The sequence below is a fragment of the Kluyvera genomosp. 1 genome (assembly GCF_001266615.1).
Classification (GTDB): domain Bacteria; phylum Pseudomonadota; class Gammaproteobacteria; order Enterobacterales; family Enterobacteriaceae; genus Kluyvera; species Kluyvera cryocrescens_A.
Genome location: NZ_LGHZ01000005.1, coordinates 68,141 through 92,522, shown reverse-complemented (window position 1 = coordinate 92,522; position 24,382 = coordinate 68,141). Strand labels below are relative to the sequence as shown.

At 55.0% G+C, this 24,382-nt stretch carries 18 protein-coding genes; 1 reads left to right on the top strand and 17 read right to left on the bottom strand.

Annotation, left to right across the window (positions count from 1 at the left end):
* Positions 1 to 4: 4 nt before the first annotated feature.
* Positions 5 to 1,471 carry an IMP dehydrogenase gene (gene guaB, locus KP80_RS04040; RefSeq protein ID WP_052282304.1) on the bottom strand — a complete coding sequence of 489 codons (1,467 nt, stop codon included), beginning with the start codon at positions 1,469 to 1,471 and terminating at the stop codon, positions 5 to 7.
* Positions 1,472 to 1,631: 160 nt separating this feature from the next.
* Between guaB and xseA the strand changes: the two genes are divergently transcribed.
* Positions 1,632 to 3,008: an exodeoxyribonuclease VII large subunit gene (gene xseA, locus KP80_RS04035; protein ID WP_052282303.1), complete on the top strand. Its 1,377-nt coding sequence runs from the start codon at positions 1,632 to 1,634 to the stop codon at positions 3,006 to 3,008.
* Between the two features lie 43 nt (positions 3,009 to 3,051).
* Here the strand turns inward: xseA and KP80_RS04030 are convergent, their stop codons facing one another.
* The 16 genes from KP80_RS04030 to KP80_RS03955 form a co-directional block, all read right to left on the bottom strand.
* A complete protein-coding gene (locus KP80_RS04030; protein ID WP_052282302.1) occupies positions 3,052 to 3,273 on the bottom strand; it encodes a zinc ribbon domain-containing protein in 222 nt (73 codons plus the stop codon).
* Between the two features lie 52 nt (positions 3,274 to 3,325).
* A complete protein-coding gene (locus KP80_RS04025) occupies positions 3,326 to 4,417 on the bottom strand; it encodes a Gfo/Idh/MocA family oxidoreductase (RefSeq protein ID WP_052282301.1) in 1,092 nt (363 codons plus the stop codon).
* An 89-nt stretch (positions 4,418 to 4,506) separates the two neighbouring features.
* Positions 4,507 to 5,688, bottom strand: coding sequence for a cystathionine beta-lyase (gene metC / locus KP80_RS04020; RefSeq protein WP_052282376.1), 1,182 nt, complete (start codon positions 5,686 to 5,688; stop codon positions 4,507 to 4,509).
* A 297-nt stretch (positions 5,689 to 5,985) separates the two neighbouring features.
* The gene (locus tag KP80_RS04015) at positions 5,986 to 6,231 is read right to left on the bottom strand and encodes a DUF2543 family protein (RefSeq protein WP_052282300.1); all 246 of its coding nucleotides are present in this window, start codon (positions 6,229 to 6,231) and stop codon (positions 5,986 to 5,988) included.
* 102 nt (positions 6,232 to 6,333) lie between these two features.
* On the bottom strand, positions 6,334 to 6,816 hold the full coding sequence (locus KP80_RS04010) for a cold-shock protein (RefSeq protein ID WP_052282299.1): 483 nt from the start codon (positions 6,814 to 6,816) through the stop codon (positions 6,334 to 6,336).
* Positions 6,817 to 6,963: 147 nt separating this feature from the next.
* Positions 6,964 to 7,368: a VOC family protein gene (locus tag KP80_RS04005; protein WP_052282298.1), complete on the bottom strand. Its 405-nt coding sequence runs from the start codon at positions 7,366 to 7,368 to the stop codon at positions 6,964 to 6,966.
* 158 nt (positions 7,369 to 7,526) lie between these two features.
* Positions 7,527 to 9,005: a ribosome biogenesis GTPase Der gene (gene der, locus KP80_RS04000; RefSeq protein ID WP_052282297.1), complete on the bottom strand. Its 1,479-nt coding sequence runs from the start codon at positions 9,003 to 9,005 to the stop codon at positions 7,527 to 7,529.
* Between the two features lie 190 nt (positions 9,006 to 9,195).
* On the bottom strand, positions 9,196 to 10,374 hold the full coding sequence (bamB, locus tag KP80_RS03995) for an outer membrane protein assembly factor BamB (protein WP_052282296.1): 1,179 nt from the start codon (positions 10,372 to 10,374) through the stop codon (positions 9,196 to 9,198).
* A 10-nt stretch (positions 10,375 to 10,384) separates the two neighbouring features.
* Complete coding sequence (locus tag KP80_RS03990) at positions 10,385 to 11,005, bottom strand: YfgM family protein (protein WP_052282295.1); 621 nt, start codon at positions 11,003 to 11,005, stop codon at positions 10,385 to 10,387.
* A gap of 33 nt (positions 11,006 to 11,038) precedes the next feature.
* Entirely contained in the window at positions 11,039 to 12,313 is a 1,275-nt protein-coding gene (hisS, locus tag KP80_RS03985; RefSeq protein WP_052282294.1) for a histidine--tRNA ligase, read from the bottom strand.
* A 91-nt stretch (positions 12,314 to 12,404) separates the two neighbouring features.
* Entirely contained in the window at positions 12,405 to 13,523 is a 1,119-nt protein-coding gene (gene ispG / locus KP80_RS03980; RefSeq protein ID WP_052282293.1) for a flavodoxin-dependent (E)-4-hydroxy-3-methylbut-2-enyl-diphosphate synthase, read from the bottom strand.
* A 26-nt stretch (positions 13,524 to 13,549) separates the two neighbouring features.
* On the bottom strand, positions 13,550 to 14,566 hold the full coding sequence (gene rodZ, locus KP80_RS03975) for a cytoskeleton protein RodZ (RefSeq protein WP_052282292.1): 1,017 nt from the start codon (positions 14,564 to 14,566) through the stop codon (positions 13,550 to 13,552).
* A 277-nt stretch (positions 14,567 to 14,843) separates the two neighbouring features.
* Positions 14,844 to 16,010 (bottom strand): bifunctional tRNA (adenosine(37)-C2)-methyltransferase TrmG/ribosomal RNA large subunit methyltransferase RlmN, encoded by a 1,167-nt coding sequence (locus tag KP80_RS03970; protein ID WP_052282291.1) that lies wholly within the window; start codon positions 16,008 to 16,010, stop codon positions 14,844 to 14,846.
* 170 nt (positions 16,011 to 16,180) lie between these two features.
* Positions 16,181 to 16,612, bottom strand: a complete 432-nt coding sequence (gene ndk / locus KP80_RS03965; RefSeq protein ID WP_052282290.1) for a nucleoside-diphosphate kinase — start codon at positions 16,610 to 16,612, stop codon at positions 16,181 to 16,183.
* 249 nt (positions 16,613 to 16,861) lie between these two features.
* Positions 16,862 to 19,180, bottom strand: coding sequence for a peptidoglycan glycosyltransferase PbpC (gene pbpC, locus KP80_RS03960; RefSeq protein ID WP_052282289.1), 2,319 nt, complete (start codon positions 19,178 to 19,180; stop codon positions 16,862 to 16,864).
* A gap of 1 nt (position 19,181) precedes the next feature.
* On the bottom strand, positions 19,182 to 24,143 hold the full coding sequence (locus KP80_RS03955; protein ID WP_052282288.1) for an alpha-2-macroglobulin family protein: 4,962 nt from the start codon (positions 24,141 to 24,143) through the stop codon (positions 19,182 to 19,184).
* Between the last annotated feature and the right edge of the window lie 239 nt (positions 24,144 to 24,382).

Below are 24,382 nucleotides of genomic sequence, written 5' to 3'. Positions count from 1 at the left end.
CTTATCAGGAGCCCATGCGGTAGTTCGGGGACTCTTTGGTGATGGTCACATCGTGAACGTGGCTTTCCTGGATACCCGCACCGCTGATGCGAACGAATTCAGCTTTCGTACGCAGTTCGTCAATGGTACCACAGCCGGTCAGCCCCATACAGGAGCGCAGGCCGCCCATCTGCTGGTGAATGATCTCTTTCAGGCGACCTTTATACGCGACGCGACCTTCGATACCTTCTGGTACCAGTTTGTCCGCAGCGTTATCGCTCTGGAAGTAACGATCGGAAGAACCTTTGGACATCGCGCCCAGAGAGCCCATACCGCGATAGGATTTGTAAGAACGGCCCTGGTAGAGTTCGATTTCACCCGGGGATTCTTCGGTACCGGCCAGCATCGAGCCCACCATCACAACAGCGGCGCCAGCGGCGATAGCTTTTGCGATGTCGCCTGAGAAGCGAATACCGCCATCAGCGATAACCGGAATACCGGTACCTTCAAGCGCTTCAACCGCATCGGAAACTGCGGTGATCTGTGGAACACCTACGCCGGTAACGATACGGGTAGTACAGATAGAACCTGGGCCGATACCTACTTTCACTGCGCTGCAGCCAGCTTCTGCCAGCGCACGAGCGCCAGCGCCGGTTGCCACGTTACCGCCGATGATTTGCAGATCAGGGTATTTAGCGCGAGTTTCGCGGATACGCTGCAGAACGCCTTCAGAGTGGCCGTGAGAAGAGTCAATCAGCAGCACGTCAACGCCTGCGGCAACCAGCGCATCAACGCGCTCTTCATTGCCTGCACCCGCGCCAACTGCTGCACCCACGCGCAGACGGCCCTGCTCATCTTTACACGCGTTAGGTTTACGTTCGGCTTTTTTGAAGTCTTTAACGGTGATCATGCCCAGCAGGTGGAAACTGGCGTCAACAACCAGCGCTTTTTCTACGCGGCGTTCGTGCATTTTGGCGAAGACCACATCACGTGCTTCACCTTCACGAACGGTCACCAGGCGATCTTTTGGCGTCATGTACACGCTGACTGGCTGGTTCAGATCGGTCACGAAGCGAACGTCACGGCCGGTAATGATACCCACCAGTTCATTGTCTTCAGTCACAACCGGATAGCCTGCAAAGCCGTTACGCTCGGTCAGCGCTTTAACTTCGTGCAGCGTAGTGGTTGGCAGAACGGTCTGCGGGTCGGTCACGACGCCGGATTCGTGTTTTTTCACGCGGCGAACTTCTTCAGCCTGGCGTTCAATGGACATGTTTTTGTGGATAAAACCGATGCCGCCTTCCTGTGCCAGTGCAATTGCAAGGCGCGCTTCAGTCACGGTATCCATTGCCGCAGAGAGCATAGGAATGTTCAGACGAATAGTTTTAGTCAGCTGGGTGCCAAGATCAGCCGTGTTCGGCAGAACGGTAGAATGAGCGGGAACGAGGAGGACGTCGTCAAACGTCAGGGCTTCTTTTGCGATACGTAGCATGGGCAATATCTCACCTGGGAGGTTAATAAATATTGCCGCGGCATTATACAGAGCGTAAGCGATTGCATCTACACTTTTCTTAAAAAAATACTTGCGATCGTCGTTGGGCAGGTTACTATCGACTGAATAACCTGCTGATTTAGAATTTGATCTCGCTCACATGTTACCTTCTCAATCCCCCTCAATTTTTACCGTTAGCCGCCTGAATCAGTCGGTTCGTCTGCTGCTCGAGCAAGAAATGGGGCAAGTGTGGATTAGCGGCGAGATTTCAAACTTTACCCAGCCCTCTTCTGGTCACTGGTACTTCACCTTAAAAGACGATAACGCCCAGGTGCGCTGCGCGATGTTCCGCAACAGTAACCGCCGCGTGACGTTCAGCCCGCAGCACGGGCAACAGGTGCTGGTACGCGCCAATATCACGCTGTATGAGCCACGCGGCGACTACCAGATTATTGTGGAAAGCATGCAGCCAGCGGGTGAAGGGCTGTTGCAGCAAAAATATGAGCAGCTAAAAGCCAAACTGCAGGCCGAAGGGTTGTTCGATCAGCAGTTCAAACAATCGCTTCCTTCCCCAGCTCATTGCATTGGCGTGATAACGTCAAAAACCGGGGCCGCGCTGCACGATATTCTCCATGTTCTCAAACGCCGGGACCCTTCTTTGCCGGTGGTGATTTATCCCACGGCAGTACAGGGTGACGATGCGCCGATGCAAATCGTCCGCGCAATTGAGCTGGCCAACGCCCGCAATGAATGCGATGTTCTCATCGTTGGGCGCGGCGGCGGTTCACTGGAAGATTTATGGAGTTTTAATGACGAACGCGTCGCGCGGGCCATTTTTGCCAGCCGCATTCCGGTGGTCAGCGCTGTCGGCCATGAAACTGACGTGACCATCGCTGACTTCGTCGGCGACCTGCGGGCGCCAACGCCATCTGCGGCGGCCGAAATCGTGAGCCGCAACCAGCAGGAATTACTGCGCCAAATTCAATCCGTTCAGCAGCGTCTGGGCATGGCAATGGATTACTACCTTGCTAATCGCAGCCGCCGCTTTACGCAGATGTTCCACCGCCTTCAGCAACAGCACCCGCAGCTGCGTCTGGCTCGCCAGCAAACCACGCTGGAACGGCTGCGCCAACGCATGAGTTTTGCGCTGGAAAACCAAATCAAACAGGCCAATCAGCGTCAGCAGCGCGTGCTGCAACGTTTGAACCAGCAAAATCCACAGCCGCGCATTCACCGCGCGCAATCTCGCATCCAGCAGCTGGAATATCGTCTGGCAGATAACGTTCGCACCCGTCTCAGCGAACAACGTGAGCGTTTTGGCAACGCGGTAACCCATCTGGAGGCCGTCAGCCCGCTGGCGACGCTGGCACGCGGCTACAGCGTCACCACCGTCAGCGATGGCAAAGTGCTGAAGCAGACTAAACAGGCCAAAGCGGGCGATCGGCTGACCACGCGCTTAGCCGATGGTTGGGTAGAGAGCGAAATTACGACGGTGACAGCGGAAAAGAAAACCCGCGCGCGCAAAAAAGCCGTCTGAGATGCCAAATAACCGGGCCAGTTCGCCCGGCCATACTTCGAATTTATTCGCTGACAGAAACCCACTCGACCTTTCTTTTCGACACCAGACCGTGACCGTTCTGGCACAGGAAATCAACCGCACCACAGGCTTTTAACACTTCCAGCGGTTTATGACACTCAGGACAGCGCGCCTCGAGGGTGTACTCTTTTTCGCAGCTCTGGCAATGCGCATGGTTTCCCTGCACCTCCAGCGAGGTCTGACAGATTGGGCAGATGAATTCCATAGCGACTCCTTAACTTTATTTTTTGTGCCGCTATTTTACCACGGCTCGCACTTTAGTGTACGCCACGAAGCCCCTGCTGAAGCTGTAATAACGCCTCCACTTCGGCAATGCGTCGCTGGGTCAATCTGGCCACTTCTTGTGGTGCTCGCGCAAAAAGGCTATTGGCACCAAAAATATGTTCTCCCAAACAATGGGCGTAAACCGCCCCTTCCCGCGTCCAGTTCATCACACGGTCACCCGTTATCAATTCGACTCGTTCACCGCCCGGACAGCGATTTTGGCTGATGACCCGCCCATCGCGAAGAGTGATGCGAATCCCCTTACGCTCAACGCCTGGCCCGGCATATTTATTGAGCCATAGATTAACCGGCAGTCCAGATAGCGTCCCCTGCAGGTGAGCCTCGCCCTCCGCTGTTGTCCAGTCACCGTGGGTAATCGGCCTTCCCAGTCGGTCTTTTGCTGTCAGCACATTCAGATGTAGATCATCGCTGCCGCCAAGATAGCGCAGCGCCTCGCGCATCATCGCCAGTACGTGGGTACCCACATCCACAATAACCCCGTCCGGATGCGTAAATTGCCGGGTATCCGGTTCACCGGTAGCAAAGTTGAGGGCAATAGGTTCGCCAGCCGCATTAAAACCGCTCGGCTCCAACAGAAAGCCGTCAATACCAACGATATCATCAAGCGTGGTGACCGGCGGTTCAGCTAACACGGCCTGGCCATCCGCCAGCCAGCGCTTATCCATTTTGCCTTGAGCAACACACAGCGCCCCGTCCCGTGCCATCCAGTGATCCAGTGCAAGTACGCGCGGCGCATTTTCCGACATTGAAAGCAGTGAACGTAAGCGGCTGATTTGGCTAAGCGTCGCGACAATCGGTTTCTCGACCACAATCTGCGGTATCGGGGTCGCTAATGCCGCCTCTAAAATCGGTAAGTGTTGCAGTGATGCGGTGGTGATGCATAGCGTGTCGATAGGCTTAGCCAGCAGTCCCTCAAGTGACTCACAGCAGGTCACGCCGGGTAACGTGCGCTGGGCATTAAGGTCATAACCCCATAGGCTATATCCCGGTAAAGACAGCCGTTGGAGCGCAGGGAGCCAGGCCGTTTCAACAACAGCGCCCAGGCCGACAAAACCTATATTCATAATTTCGGACTCACAAACAGGAAAGTGGTATCACGAATTATTATGCGTGAGCGGCCATCGCAAAATATTGCGCGCGACGGCCAATTGCATCACAACACCGAGCGTAACCGCTCAAACCCATCCGCGAGATCGTTTTTCAGATCGTCCATATCTTCAAGTCCCATTTGTATCCGCAGCGTTAAACCACCCGGCTGCCAGTTCGTTGCCGTACGGTAGTCGGCACAATTAAATGGAATAATCAGACTTTCAAAGCCGCCCCACGAATAGCCCATGCCAAAAATACTCATGTTATCCAGCATCTTTGCCACACCGGCTTTGGTGAATTCCGGCTTTAACACCAGGGAAAATAATCCTGAAGAGCCGGTGAAATCGCGTTTCCAAATCTCGTGCCCCGGGCACTCCGGCAACGCAGGATGGAGAACGTTTAAAACCTCTGGACGTGATTGCAGCCAGTGCGCCATTTCGAGGCCACGCTTTTCCGCTTCTTTGAGTCGAATATGCATCGTGCGCAGGCCACGCAGCGCCAGGAAGCAGTCTTCAGCTCCCGGCAGCATTGCCATTAAATCGTAAGTTTTGCGAAGCTTAGGCCACCACGCTTCGTTGGCTGACACCAGCCCCATCAGCAGATCGGAGTGACCGCCAAGGTATTTGGTACCGGCTTCCAGCGACAGATCGCAGCCATGTTCATGAGCGCGGAAGAAAATCGGCGTCGCCCAGGTATTGTCAATAATGGTGGTGACAGCGTGGGCTTTTGCCACCCGGGTCATTGCCGGAACATCCTGAATCTCAAAACTTTGTGAACCCGGCGATTCCAGGAACAGCGTGGTGGTGTTGGGCCGGAACAAGGACTCAATTTCGGCACCCATCAGCGGATCATAATAGGTGGTCTCAATTCCCATTTTGGCCAGCATCCCAGCGCAGAAATTGCGCGTGGGTCGATACACGCTATCCGGCATCAAAAGATGGTCGCCGGATTTAAGCGTAGTCAGAAGCGAGAGCGCGATCGCCCCAAGACCAGAGGGTGATAGTACGGTTCCCGCCGCTCCCGCCAACGTGCTCCAGGCATTTTCCAGGCTGGAAATCGTTGGCGTGCCCATGGTGCCGTAATTGAACTCGGCACGATTATGCTCGAGATCGTCAACCGTGGGGAAAATGACCGTCGATCCCCGGTATACCGGAGCGTTCACAAAGCCCGATTGCTTCGAGACATCCCGGCCTAGCTGCGTGATTTGCGTGCTGACGTTAAAATCGGAGGTGGAACGGTGACCCATAAATGACCCCATAAATTTCAGCGAGATTTCATTAGTCATATCCATCGTCAGTGATGAATAGTGGCAAAATGATAACTATCCTGCGTTACGCGCAGCGAAGTCAACGCGCGTCTTCACATTGAGAGGATTACCGTTTGAGTGCGGGGAAAGAGTTATGTCGACGTGAGAAAATCGTTACGTTGCCATACGCAAGCATCGGCGTTAACGAAATAGTGATGCCAAACCGGCGGGGGGAAATCTGCGGCATGATTAACACGCCGCGTTTATCTTATTAGCGATGGGTCGTCAGAGTAAAGACTACTCGTTGCCCCACTCATTGAGGAAATTAGCAATTTCATCAATGCGTTGCTCTTCGATGCCCGCCTCACGGGCCATCTCTTGCTGCGCTTCTTCGCTGATTTCTTCATTATTCATCAGGCGGGTCAGCAGCAGCTGGAAATAGTGTGCTAGCGCATCACGTTCTGAGTCGCTTACCGGTTTTACACATTCCGTCGCGTACTCGTCAGCGATGTCATAATATTTGATGTCTACTTCATGGTTCATAAATTACTCCCCGGATTAACGTCTATATCAATTATCGCCCGCTGCGCCAGCATCCCGCTTAAGAGCGTGAATAAATCTGGCACAGGGTGAGTCCGAATGGTTTCAGACCTTCAGCATTTTTACCGTTTCAGCGATATCGACTTCATCTTCCGAGAAGATTAACGTCGTCCCCTGGAAGGTAGTGATTGCCAGTTTTTGTATTGAGCGCATATCACCCGGCTTCACCGCCGATTTTGGCTTGATGCTATTCATCAACGCCCCGACGGACAGCACTGCATTTTCTTTATCAATCCGCGTCTCTGCGGGCACTTCTTCGCGGTAAACCACGTAAGATTTGATAGCCGTGAGCTTAACTCGTTCGCCTGCAATATAGATATACTTGCTTTCCGGGACGACTTTCACCGCATACGCCGACAAGCCTTTGTTGTTGGTCGTCGGTTCAAAAGTGACCGCCGCATCTTTCTTAATCAATTCAGGGTTGGCAACCTTAATCACATGAAAATAGCGGTTATCGCCGTTTTCATCTTTGATAAAGCCAAAACCTTTATCTTCAAACCAGGTTGTGATCGTTCCGTTCATCGCCATTACCGCCTACTTAATCGTTTATCTACTCAGTTTTTGCAGCGCGCAGTGTAAAGCACAATGCCCGCCCAGACCATGTCTTTGCTATCAGTCTGGACGATAATTTTCGGCTACGCGAGCGCCGAGCCACTCTACAGTACTAAAAGCACCTTACTGCTCGAGTGCATTCTGGTAGAGATCCCAGCGGTTACCATACAAATCTTCAAAGACCACCACGGTGCCATATTCTTCTTCGCGAGGCTCTTCGCAAAAATGGACACCTTTTGCTTTCATCTGATGGTAATCACGCCAAAAATCATCCGTTTGCAGGAATAAAAACACCCTACCGCCACACTGGTTGCCGATAAAGTCCGTTTGTCTCTCATTTGAGGCACGAGCCAGCAATATACGGCAGTCGCTTTCCGGATTCGGCGTCACCACAACCCAGCGTTTCCCTGGCTGCGGCGTATCCTCCACGAGGGTAAAGCCGAGCTTATCCGTGTAGTACTCAATGGCACGGTCGTAATCATCGACCACTACCGCGATATGCCCCAGACACCGTTTTTGCGTTCTCATTTCTGCTCCGTTGCGTTTAGTCATCATTGTTTGTAAGCACTTTTTTACCACAAATCACCGTCATCTGGCCCAATGATAAAAACGGTACCAGGCAATAAAAAAGCCCGCATCGCGCGGGCTTTTCATCACATTTAGCAGTCATTAACCTTATTGGCTAATTACTTGCTCTTCTTGATGTGTTTCATCAAACGCTGACGCTTACGCATCTGAGTCGGAGTCAACGTATTGCGTTTGTTCGCATACGGGTTTTCCCCTTCTTTGAACTGGATACGGATAGGTGTACCCATAACATCCAGCGACTTGCGGAAATAGTTCATCAGATAACGTTTGTAAGAATCCGGCAGGTCTTTGACCTGATTACCGTGAATAACCACGATCGGCGGGTTGTAACCACCGGCGTGAGCATATTTCAGCTTCACGCGACGACCACGCACCAGAGGCGGCTGGTGATCTTCGGTTGCCATGCTCATGATACGTGTCAGCATCGCCGTACCTACGCGGCGGGTAGAACTGTCATACGCTTCACGGATAGATTCGAACAGATTGCCGACGCCGCTGCCGTGCAGTGCGGAGATGAAGTGCACGCGAGCAAAGTCGATAAAGCCCAGACGATAGTCCAGGGTTTCTTTCACCTGCTCTTTGACTTCCATGCTCAGGCCGTCCCACTTGTTGACGACGATGACAAGTGAGCGCCCACTATTGAGGATAAAGCCCAACAGGGACAGGTCCTGGTCAGAGATACCTTCACGGGCATCGATAACCAGCAGACAGACGTTGGCGTCTTCGATAGCCTGAAGCGTTTTGATAACGGAGAATTTTTCAACCGTATCAGTCACTTTCCCGCGCTTACGCACACCCGCGGTGTCGATAAGCACGTATTCGCGCTCATCGCGTTCCATTGGAATATAGATACTGTCACGGGTGGTGCCCGGCATATCGTAAACCACCACACGGTCTTCGCCGAGGATACGGTTAGTTAGCGTTGACTTACCAACGTTAGGGCGGCCTACGATAGCAATTTTGATCGGCAGATCCTGCGGGTTGAAGTCATCTTCTGGCTCTTCAACTTCACCGCCGTTCTGCTCGGCTTCAAACTTCGCCCAGTACTCCGCATCTTCGTCCACTTCTTCCGGTGGGTTGACGTCGTCAACGAACGGCAGCAGAACGGTTTCCAGCAGCGTTGTCACGCCACGACCATGAGAAGCAGCGATTGCGTGAATCTCACCAAGACCCAGCGACCAGAAGTCGGCTACGGCCTGATCCGGGTCAATCCCGTCAGTCTTGTTCGCGACCAGGAAGGTTGGCTTTTCGCGCGAACGCAGATGTTTAGCGATACCTTCGTCCGCAGGCATCAGCCCCGCACGCGCATCAACCATAAACAGCACAACGTCGGCTTCTTCAATCGCCAGCAGCGACTGTTCAGCCATGCGCGTTTCCACACCTTCTTCCGTACCATCAATACCGCCGGTATCGATACAGATAAACTCACGCCCTTCAACTTCAGCACGACCGTACTTACGGTCACGAGTCAGACCCGGGAAATCCGCGACCAGCGCATCACGAGTGCGCGTCAAGCGGTTAAAGAGCGTGGATTTTCCGACATTAGGGCGCCCGACAAGCGCGACCACAGGAACCATGATAAAGCCTCATATACTCAAAATTTGTGACAATTTGCTTTGCCGTGTGGCATTTCGCTTATCCGGTCTGCGCGGTTGGAGCAGGCTCGATAAGTGAAGTGCCATCGGGCATAAAAATCAGTAGCAATACAAATAGCAAACGGCCCCTGACTAAACAGGAGCCGTCCATTGCTGAAAAAAACGACAGACGTTAACGCGTAATCGCGTAAACCGTACCGTCTTTCGCCTGAATCAGCAGTTTACCGTCAGCAACAACCGGCTCGGTCAGGAAGCCAGAGCTGTCAAGCTTCTGCTGGGCAACGAAGCGCCCATCTTCTGGATTAATCCAGTGCAGGTAACCTTCGCTATCACCCACAACCAGGCTGCCATTATACAGCGCCGGAGCGGTCAGCAGACGGTGCAGCAGATCGCTTTGCGTCCACAGGGTAACGCCACCGTCGGTGGTCAGCGCCAGTACGCGGTCATTCTGGTCGGCAATGTAGATACGGTTGCCGTCGACGATGAAATCGTTCACCGAACCCAGCTCGCGTTTCCACAGAATCTGGCCGCTGCGCAGATCCAGCGCCGTCAGGTTACCATTGTAGGCTAAGGCGTAAACAACGCCATTCACGATAACCGGTGTGGTATCTACGTCGCTCAGACGGTCGATTTCAGTAGAACCGGTAGCCTGAGAGATACGTTGTTGCCAGATAAGCTGGCCCTGCTGCATCAGTACCGCACTCACGCGACCGTTGTCGCCGCCCACAATGGCTGCGCCGTAGGCGACGGCCGGTGCAGATTCACCGCGCAGAGACAGCGCAGGCATATCCAGGTTCACCGTCCATTTGACGACACCGCTGTTCTCATCCAGTGCCTGCAGCTGACCGTTGCTGGTGTGTACCAGAACCAGGCCATCGCTTGCGGTTGGACGAGACAGAACTTCACCCGCTGCGGTGGTCTGCCAGACGATAGCGCCAGTGCCGGCATCGAGCGCATAGACCTGCGCTTTTTCACTGCCCACGTATACGTGACCGCCGGCGATGGTCAAACCGCCAGACAGCAGCGCGGGTTTACGACTAAACCAGCCGTCTTTTTCCGCCAGGTTCACGGACCAGACTTCTTTACCGTCATCAGCATTTACGGCCTTAACGGTGCCTTTACGATCGGCCGCGTAGACCACGCTGTCGGCATAAGCCGGATGCAGGTTCGAATAGAAATCACCAATACCGCTACCGACGGAAACATCCCATGCGGTCGATGGCGTAAACTGGTTTTCTACAGTAGGCAGAGGAGACATTTTAACAACGTCTTCTTCGCCGCTGAATAACGAACAACCACTCAACAGAGTGACAGAAAGCAGTCCTGGCAAAAGTACTTTACGCAATTGCATCGGGTCCCTCTCAGACGGACAAATTATTAATTTTCATGCGCATCATTTCACTCAGCGCCGGTGATGCATCGCTCTTAGCGCCAGCTTCCCACGCTGCACGAGCACCCTGTTTGTCACCTTTACTGAGCAGGATTTCCCCGCGTAAATCAGCAACAATCGCCGTCCAACCTTCACCTTTCACGCCTTCCAGCGTTTTCAGCGCCGCGTCAGCCTGCTTCATCTGCAGCTGAACGCGCGCCAGGCGCAGATTAATCACGGACTTCAGATTTTCATCAGCCGCAGCGGCTAAACCCTGTTGAAGCTGCTTTTCCGCCTGTGCAAGATCGTTTTTATCAACAAAGGCCTGCGCCAGTTCCAGAGAAGCAAACGCCCCGTAGGTGTTTTTCGTCTCTGCCGCAAACTTCTGGGCAGAGGCCAGCGCTTCTGGTTTCCCTGAGGACAGAGAAGAAACGGCATTTTCATAAGCCACGGAAGATTCCCGGGCCGAGTCTACCTGATGGGAATTCCAGTAACGCCAGCCAACCAGCGCACCGATCCCCAAAATCACCCCAACGGCCAGCGCTTTGCCATTTTCAGCAAAGAAGCGTTTGATCGCATCAACCTGGTCATTTTCGTTATTGTAAATTTCCACGCAGCCCTTCTCCTGATAATAATGTTCTGGAGATCAACCCAGAATAGTGCGCAAATGCGCGGCAACGCCTTCCTGCGTTACGGTTGTCTGCTCACCAGAGCGCAAATCCTTCACGACAACAGTGGCTTGTTCAACCTCAGACTCACCCAACACCAGGGCAATGCGAGCACCCCATTTATCAGCACGTGCAAACTGCTTCTTAAAGTTGCCGCCGCCGTGGTTGGTCATCAGCTTCACGCCCGGTAACGCATCACGAACCTGCTCGGCCAGACGCATTGCAGCTGACTGAGTATCGGTGCCTGAAGCGACCAGGTATATATCGACAACAGGATCGGCTTTAAATTCCGGATTAACTGCCTGAACCAGCAAAACAAGTCGTTCAAGACCCATGGCAAAGCCAACGGCCGGGGTCGCACGACCACCCAGCTGTTCAACCAGACCATCATAACGACCGCCCGCACAAACGGTACCCTGTGAGCCGAGGCTGTTGGTGACCCATTCGAAAACGGTACGGTTGTAGTAATCCAGGCCGCGAACCAGACGCTGGTTAACGGTGTAAGCAATACCCGCAGCATCCAGCTGTGCACACAGGCCAGCAAAGTGCTCACGAGAATCGTCATCCAGATAGTCGCCCAGCGCTGGTGCGTCATTCAACAGCGCCTGAACATCTGGGTTTTTGGAGTCCAGCACGCGCAGCGGGTTGCTGTACATGCGGCGTTTGCAGTCTTCATCCAGCACTTCAACGTGCTGTTCGAGGAATGCAACCAGCGCATCGCGGTAGTTTGCGCGCGCTTCCAGAGAACCGATGGAGTTCAGTTCCAGATTAACGTGTTCAGAAATACCCAGCGCACGCCACCAGCGAGCAGTCAGCATAATCAGCTCAGCATCGATATCCGGTCCCTGCAGGCCAAACACTTCACAGCCCAACTGATGGAATTGGCGGTAGCGCCCTTTCTGCGGACGTTCGTGGCGGAACATCGGCCCGATATACCACAAACGCTGCTCCTGATTGTACAGAAGACCATGCTCGATGCCGGCGCGTACGCAGCCCGCAGTACCTTCCGGACGCAGCGTCAGGCTATCGCCGTTGCGGTCTTCAAAGGTATACATCTCTTTTTCAACCACGTCGGTCACTTCACCGATGGCGCGTTTGAATAACGGGGTCTGCTCTACAATCGGCAAACGGATTTCGCTATAACCGTAGCTGCCGAGCACCTGCTTAAGTGTGCCTTCAATGCGCTGCCAGATGGCGGTTTCGCCAGGCAGATAATCGTTCATGCCGCGAATGGCTTGAATGTTTTTTGCCACGTTAATTCTCTTTATATATAAAAATGAACCCTCAGCACCACAGTGCCAGCGGGTTCAATCATACACGGGAAGCAAGCCGCTTCCCATCTCGTTATTTTTCAACCTGCTGAACATCGATACGATTGGTTTCATCCAGAATCGTCGCTTTTGCACGAATACGTGCTTCAAGCTGGCTAATCATATCGTTATTGTCGAGGCGATCTTTACGCACGCCGTCTTCATACAGGCCGCTTTTCTTATTACCGCCCGTCACGCCAAGTGTCGACACCAGCGCTTCGCCAGGACCGTTCACTACACAACCGATAATGGAAACATCCATCGGGGTAATAATATCTTCCAGACGCTGTTCCAGCGCGTTGACCGTACCGATAACGTCAAATTCCTGACGTGAACAGGTTGGGCAAGCGATGAAGTTGATCCCGCGCGCACGAATACGCAGCGATTTCAGGATATCAAACCCCACCTTGATCTCTTCAACCGGATCTGCCGCCAGCGACACGCGCAGCGTATCACCGATCCCTTCGGACAGCAGCAGGCCGAGGCCGATCGCTGATTTTACCGATCCGCTACGAGCACCGCCCGCTTCAGTGATGCCGAGATGCAGAGGCTGATCGATGCGTGATGCCAGCAGGCGATAGGATTCAACCGCCAGGAAAACATCCGATGCCTTCACGCTGACTTTGAACTGATCGAAGTTCAGACGATCGAGATGATCGACGTGACGCATGGCAGATTCGAGCAGCGCCTGAGGCGTCGGCTCACCGTATTTTTCCTGCAGATCTTTTTCCAGCGACCCGGCGTTAACGCCGATGCGGATAGGAATGTTTTTGTCGCGCGCGCAGTCAACGACCATGCGGATGCGTTCTTCGCTGCCGATGTTGCCCGGGTTGATACGCAGACAATCAACGCCGTACTCCGCCACTTTCAGCGCAATACGGTAGTCAAAATGGATATCAGCGACCAGCGGGACATTAACCTGCTGTTTGATGAGTTTGAAAGCTTCTGCAGCGTCCATTGTTGGAACGGATACGCGAACGATATCCGCACCAACGCGCTCTAACGCTTTGATCTGATTGACCGTCGCTTCGACATCCGTCGTACGCGTATTGGTCATCGACTGGACGGCGATAGGAGCCCCATCGCCGATCGGCACGTTCCCAACGTAAATGCGTGTGGATTTTCTACGTTGAATAGGAGCCTGATTGTGCATGAAAAATCTCCCGCATTACGCGTCTATTATTGTGCCGGTGATTGTTCAGCATTCACCGTCAGGCGCGCAACCTGGTTAGTTCTGATAAAACGACTCAGGTCGACAGGTTTACCCTGGAATTCGATCTGTACTGCAGCCGGTGCACCAATTTTCAGTTTGTATGGCGCCTGGCCTGCAAGATTCAGGTTACCACCTTTACGCTGCAGACCGCTGAACAGTTTCTTACCTGTTGCATCGGTCACTTCCAGCCAGCAATCGGCGGAGAAGTTCATCACCAACGCGTTAGCATCGACAACCGGTATAGCAGTCTGCGCCGGGTCGGTTGGCAGCGCGCCTGGTGCAGCGGTTTGTGCTGTAGCGGTCGTCTGACCTGCGGTCGCGTCAACGTTCGCCTGGGACGGAGACACCACGGCGTTATTCTGTGCAGTATCCGCTGGCGCTGCGGTCGCTGCTGGTGCAGTTTCAACCGGCGTCGCCGCGCTGTTGTCAGCGGTAGCTGTTGTATCGGTTGCCGCCGGGGTAGAGATAGCGTCTGTACCTGTATTCAGCGGAATATTTTGTGATTCGCTGCCGCTGGCTTTCAGCTCAACGGAGGATTGATCGGCCATGGTGCTGATCTCTTCCTGCTGCGCTTTATGGTTCTGCCACCACCAGGCGACGGTTAAACCAATCACCACGAACAGCACGAGCCAGGTAAAGCTCATCAGCCAGCCATCGCGTTTTTTACGGCGTTTGCCCAAAGAAAAACTCTGCATTGGCGCAACTTTCGCTGCCCGTACCGGAGCCTGCTTTTCCATCATCGGCAGCAGTTCTTCTTCAGGAATATGCACGAGACGAGCATAGGAACGGATATAACCACGCAAGAATGTTGAAGCAAGTTCAGCCGGCGCCTTATCTTCTTCAATATCACGAACGGTGGAAACCTTCAGGCACAAGCGTTCTGCAACAGCTTGCTGACTGAGTCCGAGTTGTTCACGGGCATTACGCAAACGGACACCCGTAGTTTGTGTTTCTGGTTGGTCGTGGTTGGTTTCAGTATTCATTCGCTACAGCTGCTGATTCGTGAAATTTAAGATTCTGGTGCAAACAGCGTTCACACCGCGAAACATCCGTTCGTATACAGATAAGGCAGACAGGCTGTCCGCGTTTATCCGATGGCAAAGCAGCGTCAAAAGCCCTATTGGCGCTGTTATGGCAACGCTACATACTGCCTCAATACGTGAGGAAACGCACCGTAATTATTAACCAGATCAGTACGTTTCGCCTAATCCTTAAGCACTTAACTCTGTGTGCGCCATTTCAGGCGCACACAGCACCGCATTACAGCTCTTTGACCGAGATAGATTCACCCTGCATACGCTTACGCATTGTACGCTTGGTACGGTCGATAACATCACCAGCCAGCTGGCCACAGGCAGCATCAATATCATCGCCACGGGTTTTGCGCACGATAGTCGTAAAACCATAGCCCATCAGGACTTTACTAAAGCGATCGATGCGGCTGTTGGAGCTACGCCCATATGGCGCACCCGGGAACGGGTTCCATGGGATCAGGTTAATCTTGCACGGCGTATCTTTCAGCAGCTCAGCCAGCTCATGCGCATGCTCGGTGCCGTCGTTAACGTGATCCAGCATAACGTATTCGATGGTGACGCGGCCCTGGTTGGCGTTGGACTTCGAAATGTAGCCACGCACGGATTCCAGGAAGGTCGCGATATTGTATTTCTTGTTGATCGGCACGATTTCATCACGAATCGCGTCGTTCGGCGCGTGCAAAGAGATAGCCAGCGCAACGTCAATCATATCGCCCAGCTTATCCAGTGCAGGTACTACGCCTGAAGTGGACAGCGTGACGCGACGTTTAGAGAGGCCAAAACCGAAATCATCAAGCATGATTTCCATCGCGGGAACCACGTTGGTCATGTTCAGCAGCGGTTCACCCATGCCCATCATCACCACGTTGGTGATAGGGCGTACGCCGGTTGCTTTGACTGCGCCAACGATTTTCGCCGCACGCCACACCTGGCCAATGATTTCTGAAACGCGCAGGTTACGGTTAAAGCCCTGCTGCGCCGTAGAGCAGAATTTACACTCTAATGCACAACCAACCTGTGAAGATACGCACAGGGTCGCGCGATCGTCTTCCGGGATATAGACGGTTTCAACGCGCTGATCGCCTACCGCAATCGCCCATTTGATAGTGCCATCGGAGGAGCGCTGTTCTTCCACCACTTCAGGAGCACGAATTTCTGCAACTTGCTTCAGTTTGTTACGCAGAACTTTGTTGATATCGGTCATATCATCAAAGTCATCGCTGCAATAGTGATACATCCACTTCATCACCTGATCGGCGCGGAAGGGTTTTTCGCCTAAGTCTTTAAAAAACTCGCGCATCTGCTGACGGTTAAGATCCAGCAGGTTAATTTTTCCATCTTTATTGGGAACCGCCGGGATGGCGCTCTCAGGCGTGACAATTTGTTCAGACATTTTCTATTCCGGCCTCGTTGTTACACGTTATGGCCCCTGGAGGGTGAATGATAAAAAGAAGCGCCCCAGGAAAGCGGTCTGCTCGTCCGGGGGCGCTGCATTGTACAAATTCTGGCGCATGGATGCCACGTCTGCACGCGGCATTCGCTAAATAAAGTGTAAACGTGCCCTTAGCGGGTACGTGGGCACACTTCGCCTTCAGCGAAGAAGAAAGCGATTTCGCGCGCGGCGGATTCAACGGAGTCAGAACCGTGGGTGCCGTTCTCAGTGAAGCTGTCCGCGTAGTCTGCACGCAGAGTGCCAGCCAGTGCGTTATCTGGGTTAGTTGCACCCAGCAGATCGCGGTGACGCTGAACGGCATTTTCGCCTTCCAGTACGGAAACTACGATTGGGCCGGAAGTCATGAACTCAACCAGACCGTCGAAGAATGGACGACCGTCGTGCTCAGCATAGAAACCGCGAGCCTGCTCAACGGTCAGGTGCAGCATTTTGGTGCCGACGATTTTGAACCCTGCTGCTTCAAAGCGAGCAAAGATGCTACCAATAACGTTTTTTGCCACCGCGTTTGGCTTGATGATGGAAAAAGTACGTTCAATTGCCATGATTACCTCTAATAATAAAATTTGTTCTGTTGTCGTGCATACAGCGGTTGTATGACCTGGCGCGGATTATAATGACCCGTTGCGCCCTTGCCTATGGATGAAGGTAACATTTTTTTAAAATAAAACACTTTTAAGCAACACATTGTGTAACAAATTCGCCTTCATCCTGGTGCTCCTCACAACGTCCATTGGCATGACGCTTGCCCAGTCCCCCGCAGAACTCCTGCTAACGCTACCTGGCAATATGGTTTACTGCAAAGTGAAATTCACCACCGCCATCTGCCCGGCGTCATCCATCACCACCAGTTGATAGCGACCCGAATTATTCAGCGCCAGCGCCAAATTGTTCCCCGCGCCATTCTGCGGCTCGCCGTTCATAAACCACCAGCGCCGCCCTTCCCCTCCGCTAGCCTGCAACACCACGGTTGCACTGGCTTCGCCCGGCAAACGACGTATCACTGCATCTTCGCGGATACCGGTGAGCATCAGCGGTGCGGCATTCTGCAGCTGCCGTGGCGGGCACGCCGTCGAAGCGACAGCCAGTCGCGCCGCCCGACGCTCTCCGACGGGCAACCAGGGCTCCAGCGGCAGCGGCCACACATCCATGTTGACTTCACGCGCATCCGGGCAGTCTGCCGCCACCCGTTGCCCGGATTTATCCAGCCACAGCGGGAAATGAATCCCCTGCACGCCTTCCTGCCCCGGTAACAGCAGCGTCGGCGGCAGGCCGTTGTCCAGCACCCAGGTTGATAAACGCCGACGGCAGTTGCTGTCACCGGCGGGCAGTGGCTGTCCACCGGGCCAGCAAATCTCAGCCGCACTCACCGATTCGGGGCGCGGGTCGCGGTCTTCCGTCCGGCGTGCAGCCCCCGAAAGCAGCAAATTACTGACCTGGTTTAGCAGCGGTATCGCACTGGCAAAACCAAACTGCCCGGCAACCGGCGTGCCGTCAGGTCTCCCGGTCCAGATACCGATGCTGTAGCGCGCGTTAACGCCAACCGCCCACGCATCGCGGTAGCCATAGCTCGTGCCTGTCTTCCACGCCAGCGGAACCACCTGCGGCAGCGCGTCATCCGGTAGCGGCTGTGCTTCTCCGGCCAGAATGCGGCGGATGATCCACGCGGAACCGGGCGAAAGCAGCGGGCGTTCCACCAGCGGATCGCTTGCCAGCATCCGCAGTTTACCGACCTTACCGTGGCGAGAAAATGCGCTATAGGCGGCGGTAATATCCGCCAGTCGAGCCCCGGCACCACCAAGAATCAACGATAAGTTAGGCTCAGCCCCGGTAGGTAAAATCAGCGGCAGCCCGGCATTTCGTAGACGCGCGGCAAACTGTTTCGGACCATAGGCATCAAGCACTTGTACGGCGGGCAGGTTGAGTGAACGCACCAGCGCTTCACTCATACTCACCGGACCATGAAAACCGCTATCAAAGTTACCGGGCCGATAGTCGCCAACTTTTCTCGGCACGTCCTGCAATAACGACGCCGGATGGATCAGCGCGCTGTCCAGCGCCATGCCGTATAAAAACGGCTTCAGCACCGAGCCCGGCGAGCGAATCGCAGTCACCATATCGACGTGGCCAAAACGGCTGTCGTCGGCAATATCTGCCGACCCGACCCAGCCCCGGACTTTCATATCTCGGTTATCCACCACGACCATCGCCAACGAACTGCGCGGCGGCAGGCGCGATTTCCAGCTCATCGCCAGCTCTTCTAACTGACGCTGGAGCCCGGCATCCAGCGTCGTCACCACTTTCTCGTCCTGGCTGCGCGCCAGCATATATCGTGAGAATAGCGGTGCCAGCTGGGGCATTTGCCGTGGGAACAGCCAAACGGCCTCTTCTTTAGCTTCATTAACCACGTTTGCCGACCACACCTGCTGGGTCAGCATACGATCGAGCACTTTATTGCGCGCCGCCTGCGCGCGCTGCGGCCAACGGTCCGGACGCAGACGACTTGGCGCCTGTGGCAACACCGCCAGCAGCGCGGCATCGGCGTAGCTAAGCTCAGCGGGCGGCTTGCCGAGATAGGCCCAGCTTGCCGCGCCGATGCCCTGTAGCGTACCGCCAAACGGCGCACGATTAAGATAAAGGGTGAGGATTTCACGTTTGGAGAGATGCCACTCCAGCTGGAAAGCGCGCCAGAGTTGGCGCACTTTACCACCAAAAGTGCGGGGGTGCGGATCGAGCAGCCGCGCCACCTGCATGGTTATCGTGCTGCCACCGGAGACCACGCGACCGGCGGTCAGATCCTGCCAGCCAGCACGTAGGATTGAAAATGGATTCACGCCGGGATGATCCCAGAACCAGCGATCCTCATACTGGATCAGCGCGTCCAGATAGCGTGGTGAAACCTCTTCGATAGTCACTGGATAACGCCAGATACCCTCACTATCGGCAAAGCGCCACAGCGGGCTGCCATCCTCCGCCACCACCACGCGCGCAGGCGCAACTTCACGCAGCGGGAGCGGCCACAGCCTATCCGCCAGCACAATTCCTAAAACCGCAATGACCATCGCCACGGCCAGCCAGCGCCAGCCGCGGCGTTTCAACCCGCTAAAACGCATGTTACGGCACGACGATCAGCATATCGTCAGCCCCACCGGTGGCGCGCCAGCCAGGAACATACATGGATTCGACCTGTGACGGCGGCACATGGTAGGTGCCCGGCATCACCGCGCGCGCCAGGTACACCAGCGTTAACGGCTGGTCGGCGTTGAGCGCAACTGCCGCCACAAAACGATCATCACGGAATTCCATATGCTGGATATCCGCCTGCTGCATTTGATTCAACCACTCCTGTATTGCCGTGCCGTTATCCTGCAAGTTGGCGCTGCTGTTGGCCAGATTTTGGTTTTCCAGCTCCAGGCCGGCAGGCAACATGTCGACCACCAGGGCATCCGGTACGTTCTGGCTGGCTTTAACTTCCAGCTTCACCAGCACCAAATCGCCGCTGCGCAGCGAAGAGAGCGATTTGCTTTGCCCGTCGGTACCAAAGAACTGGCGTTCGATATGCAAAACGTGACTTGCCGCTGCCGGAGCGCTGTTCGGATAACCGCTGCTGTCGAGGCGCAGCCATAACGGCTGTTCACCTTTGTTGGTCACCTGCAGCGCCGAAAGCTGATCCCCATCCAGATTACGCGTCAGAGATTTGTCGCCTTGCAGCGGCTGTGCGTCCAGAGACGTCTGCGCCTGCCAGCTGCCCGGCAGACTCAACAGCCCTTTGGCCGCCAGGAACAGCGCATTGTTTTCCTGTGTCGACAGCCAGCGCTCACCAAATGCCTCTTCCGAGAGCGTTTGCAACAGCATATTCTGCACGTCCGGTAGCAGCTTGTTCTCTTCGAGCAGGGAGAGCATCAGCGCGTTGTCGCGCAGCGTGCTGCCGTAATCCGCCAGCCAACGCGGCGAGTCCGCGCGTTTGGTGGTCAGCGCCAGTTGAATAGCCTGCTGGCTACGCGGAGCATCCCCCATGGCTTTAAGGGCAATACCGAGCTGCATTAGCGGCAGGCCGGAACGCACCTGTTCACGGCGCTCCCACAGTTCACGCAGCGCGCCAAGCGGTGCTTTTTGCTGCCGCGCCAGTACCAGGCCAGCATAAGCCTGAATGGCAAAACGGCTGGCTGCGGTATCGTCGGTGTAGCGAACGCTCATCAGCCCCGGCTCTTGCAAATAGCGCAGCATGCGGTTGTTGCCTTTGTTAATTGCGTCGGCCGGCACGCTGTAGCCCTGTTCACCGGCACGCACCAGGAAGTCCATCGCGTAGGCGGTCAGCCAATACTCTTCCGGCCCCTCTTTGTCCCACAGGCCAAAACCGCCGTTATCTTTTTGCATTTGCAGTAAACGTGAAATACCAATATCCACCGCGGCACGGCGCTTATCGTCACTGTCGCCGACGATGCCCAGCGTTTTAAGCTGTTCAGCGTTGGTGTAAAGCTGTGGGAAAAGACCGCTGGCGGTCTGTTCAAGACAACCGTATGGATAGGCTTTCAGCTCACGAATATAGCGCGCCAGGTTCAGTGGCGGCTTGCCGCTCAGCAGCAACTGCCCCTGCAATGTGGCCGGTGAAAATGCCGCATTCTGATTTGCCGGAAGGCTCCAGCTTTCGCCCGGCTGCAGCACCGCCCCAAGACTCACCGTCTGCGCCGGGAATGCCGGACGTACGCCAACCTTCCACTGTTTATGTATATCTGTCAGCGTTTCACCCGGCAGATTCATACCTGATACGCTCACACTGACCTCACCCTCACCATAACCCTCACCGGCGCTAATCGGCACAAACAGCGTGCTGCGTACACCCGGCTCTAGGGTCAATGGCGACGGTTGAGCGCTGTTTAACTGCAGCAGACCGCTGGCGGCAATCTGCACCGTCAGGGTTTGCGGCTGGTCGGTCAGGTTGGTGACATCCAGTGTCATACGAGCGCTATCACCGCTGGCCATAAAGCGCGGCGTATTCAGCTCGGCAACCACCGGTGCGGCAACCACCACTTTGTCTTCGCTGCTGCCGAAATCTTCCGTCGTCCACGCCTGCGCCATCACCCGCAGTTCGCCGTTAAAATCACCGATAGGCATCGTAATCGTGCCTTCACCATTGTCATCCAGCCTTACCGGCTGCGCCTGCTGAGCAATAATGGTGACATGGTTGACCGGTGGTTTACCGCCACGGTTAAGCTCATCGCCATCCCCGCCGAAGCGCAGGCTGGCAAGACGTCCTTCGCCTTCAATCACCTGGCCATAAATGTCATAGAGATCCGCACCGTAACGTTTCTGGCCAAAGAAGGCCTGCCACGGATCCGGGGTGGTGTAATCGGTAATATTGAGAACTCCGCTGTCAACCGCCGACAGCAGAACGTTAACCTGTTTCGGAGCGGCTCCCTCTTTGCGGTTGACCTTCACTTTGACGGTCAGCGGCTGGTTTGGCCGCATTTTCTGCGGCGCATCCAGCGCAACATTCAGCCGACGCTGTTCATCGCCCAAAGGTAGATGCAGTACCCCCACGGCCCGCTTCGGCGTCGCTGAACGGGATTTGTCCCCCGGACGCACCACCAGCGTACTCAAATAGAGATCGTGTCGATTCCAGCTTTTATCGACCGGAATCGTCAGATCCAGCCCGTTTTCCAGGACATCAATTTCCTGCCACCATAGCGGCCCATCGCTGGATTCCACCATCGCATAGCCTTTGCCCGCCGCCGGTGCGGCAACGTGCAGCTTAATGGTGTCACCTGGCTGATAATTCGGCTTATCCAGTTTCAGAGTGACGCGGTCAGGACGCGCAGCCCCGCTGCCATCGCTGTTATCCTGCCAGCTATAGCCCGCCCAGAAACGAACGCTGCTGACCGCATCGTTCGGCGCTTTCACCTCCAGACGATAAGCGCCCCACTCCACCGGGAAGCTCACTTTGCCGGTTTCATCGGTTTTCAGATCCAGCGTTTCTTCGCCTTCCACCAGATCTTTTTGATCAAATCGAGACTGCCAACCATCGCCTTCAGACCAGTTCCAGTAATAGTCACGACGCTCGCGAATCAGCCGCACCTGCAGGCCGGAGACAGCTTTTTTATCCCCCTGCGCATTGCTGTACACAATATCGAACGCTGCCTGACCGTTTTCATCAACAATGGGCTGGTTGACGGTAGTATCCGTGCGGTAGTCATACACCGCTTTGCTGGCAAACTGCGGACGGATCCCCGGTAGTTCGGCGGCAGGCCAGATTGCCTGTGTCGCCCGACGTGTAACAGGACGGCCACCCGACTCCAGCAGGCTGGCTTGTAAAATCACCTGTAACGGTGAGTGGGTTTCCTGCCACTGGCTGGCGGTGGTCACTTCGCCGTGCCCTTTGTCGTCCAGCGTCAGGTTCATTTCATCAAGGCTGCGGCTAATATTCTCTTGGGCAATATCACCAAACTGGAAGCCCGGCAGCGCCGCCACGGCATCGCGCAGCGGACGTAAGAACAGTTTGCCCTGTAGGCTGTTGCCATTGGCCGGTGCGCCGTAGAGGTAATAACCCACCACGCTGAATTTTACGTCATCATCCGCTGCCAGCGGCGTGCTCTGCGGCGTGATATTCAACGCCATACGCTCCGGCATAAAATCTTCGACGTGGAAATCCCACTCCTGCAGCTGGTTGTCGCCGGTATTGGCGCGAATGTGCCACATACCGGTGGCCGCTCCGCTGTCCAGCGCCCAGTTAAACTGGTACAGGCCGTTGACCGGCTGGCTCACTACGCTGCGAACTACCGTACCGTCTGGTTTCACCACATCCAGTTTCACCGGCTGGTCGGGCAGCGGTTTACCATCGCTGTCGCGCAGCAGGCCGTTTAACATCACCGTTTCCCCAGGACGATAGAGATCGCGGGGACCAAACATAAAGAACTGCTTACGGTAGCCCGGGGCGCCGGCGATATCGAATTCAGCCAGACCCAGCGCTGGCTGTTTGAGATCGAGAAGCGTGGTTTGCCCCTCTTTACGCGCCAGCAGCAAAGCGGCCTCTTTATCCGTTTTCAGCGCCGCATGCCCTTTACCATCACTGGTCGCCTGCGCCAGCGTCTGCCCTTTGTCGTTGAGCAGCGTGAGCTCAACCGCCGACTGGGCAGCGCCGTTTTCCAGGCTCTGGGTAAAGACATCCAGCTGATCGTGGTAGCGATGCAGCGACACGCCGACATCGCTCAGGGTAAACAGCGTCGCGGCATTGCTATAGCTGTACTGCCCGGCTGGGTTCATCACCGCAATATAGACGCCGGATTGCTGCAACGGCGCAATGTCTTTCAACGGCAGCAGCAACTTTTCCCGGGTATTGCGGGCCGGATTCAGGTCAAAACGCCCGGTATAGACCAGGTCGGCCATTTTTAGCAGCTCGTCCGATTCCCAGTTGCTTAGCGAGCTGCGGTATTCCCACTGGCTGACAAATCCCGCCAGCGCTTCCGGCTTCACGCGGAAGAAGTTAACGTCGACGTGCAGAACGTTAAGCACCATCACCGGCAGCCCTTCGACCACTTTACCCGGCAGTAGCGAACCACGGCTGGCAAAACCAACGCTCGGTGCGATATCTCGGGTGGTCAGCGTTTTCTCAACGCTAGTGCCAAAGGTGGCTTTGTTCAACGCCACCAGCTGCGGTTCAACCGTCACAATCAGGTCACGTTTCGGTTCAAGATGGCGTAAGCGCAACTCTTTAAGATTGGGTGACAATTCCCAGGCGCCGTCGACCTTGCCGCTCTTTTTATCCACCACGTGAACGGTTTTACTGAAATCCTGTTCAGGATTCAGCGCAATTGAGAAGGTCAACACCAGCGTCGCTGCGCCGTCGAGCTGAACTTCAGAAGCATCAAGCAGAGTTAGCGATTTTCCCTGACTTTGCTGCGCCAGTTTTTCCAGACTGGCGGCATCCAGTTTCGGTGCAGCATTAGGGCTTTTTGCGCCGTCAGCACTGCCAGGCGCGGCGGAAACGGTGGGTGTGTCGTCATTATTATTGTCGCAACCCGCCAGCGTGAACGTCATTGCCAGCGCGAGGGCTAGCGTGGCCAAACGAAAGGGTTTCATCCTGTAACCTCTGACTGGTGATGTCTGATTGTGTGGTCAACACAGTATTATGCCTGAGGCCGTAGGCCGCCAGTAGTTGTTAAACTCCCAAAATCCCTCTTCATCTCCTCACCTGTCCAGGATGTTACTGCGATCACATCGCGTAACGTAACATGTGACGTTACGCGTACTTTGTTTTTAAAACAACAAGATAGCTAGATTAACGTCGTGGACTACTGCTACCGTCAGCGGGTCTTATC

Excerpts from the sequence above, each read along its gene's own strand:
- KP80_RS03970 (WP_052282291.1), bottom strand. The coding sequence starts at position 16,010 with ATGTCTGAACAAATTGTCACGCCTGAGAGCGCCATCCCGGCGGTTCCC.
- metC (WP_052282376.1), bottom strand. The coding sequence starts at position 5,688 with ATGGGTCACCGTTCCACCTCCGATTTTAACGTCAGCACGCAAATCACG.
- xseA (WP_052282303.1), top strand. The coding sequence starts at position 1,632 with ATGTTACCTTCTCAATCCCCCTCAATTTTTACCGTTAGCCGCCTGAAT.
- KP80_RS03955 (WP_052282288.1), bottom strand. The coding sequence starts at position 24,143 with ATGAAACCCTTTCGTTTGGCCACGCTAGCCCTCGCGCTGGCAATGACG.
- bamB (WP_052282296.1), bottom strand. The coding sequence starts at position 10,374 with ATGCAATTGCGTAAAGTACTTTTGCCAGGACTGCTTTCTGTCACTCTG.
- ispG (WP_052282293.1), bottom strand. The coding sequence starts at position 13,523 with ATGCACAATCAGGCTCCTATTCAACGTAGAAAATCCACACGCATTTAC.
- pbpC (WP_052282289.1), bottom strand. The coding sequence starts at position 19,180 with ATGCGTTTTAGCGGGTTGAAACGCCGCGGCTGGCGCTGGCTGGCCGTG.
- KP80_RS04015 (WP_052282300.1), bottom strand. The coding sequence starts at position 6,231 with ATGAACCATGAAGTAGACATCAAATATTATGACATCGCTGACGAGTAC.
- der (WP_052282297.1), bottom strand. The coding sequence starts at position 9,005 with ATGGTTCCTGTGGTCGCGCTTGTCGGGCGCCCTAATGTCGGAAAATCC.
- KP80_RS04030 (WP_052282302.1), bottom strand. The coding sequence starts at position 3,273 with ATGGAATTCATCTGCCCAATCTGTCAGACCTCGCTGGAGGTGCAGGGA.
- rodZ (WP_052282292.1), bottom strand. The coding sequence starts at position 14,566 with ATGAATACTGAAACCAACCACGACCAACCAGAAACACAAACTACGGGT.
- ndk (WP_052282290.1), bottom strand. The coding sequence starts at position 16,612 with ATGGCAATTGAACGTACTTTTTCCATCATCAAGCCAAACGCGGTGGCA.
- KP80_RS04005 (WP_052282298.1), bottom strand. The coding sequence starts at position 7,368 with ATGAGAACGCAAAAACGGTGTCTGGGGCATATCGCGGTAGTGGTCGAT.
- guaB (WP_052282304.1), bottom strand. The coding sequence starts at position 1,471 with ATGCTACGTATCGCAAAAGAAGCCCTGACGTTTGACGACGTCCTCCTC.
- KP80_RS04025 (WP_052282301.1), bottom strand. The coding sequence starts at position 4,417 with ATGAATATAGGTTTTGTCGGCCTGGGCGCTGTTGTTGAAACGGCCTGG.
- KP80_RS04010 (WP_052282299.1), bottom strand. The coding sequence starts at position 6,816 with ATGGCGATGAACGGAACGATCACAACCTGGTTTGAAGATAAAGGTTTT.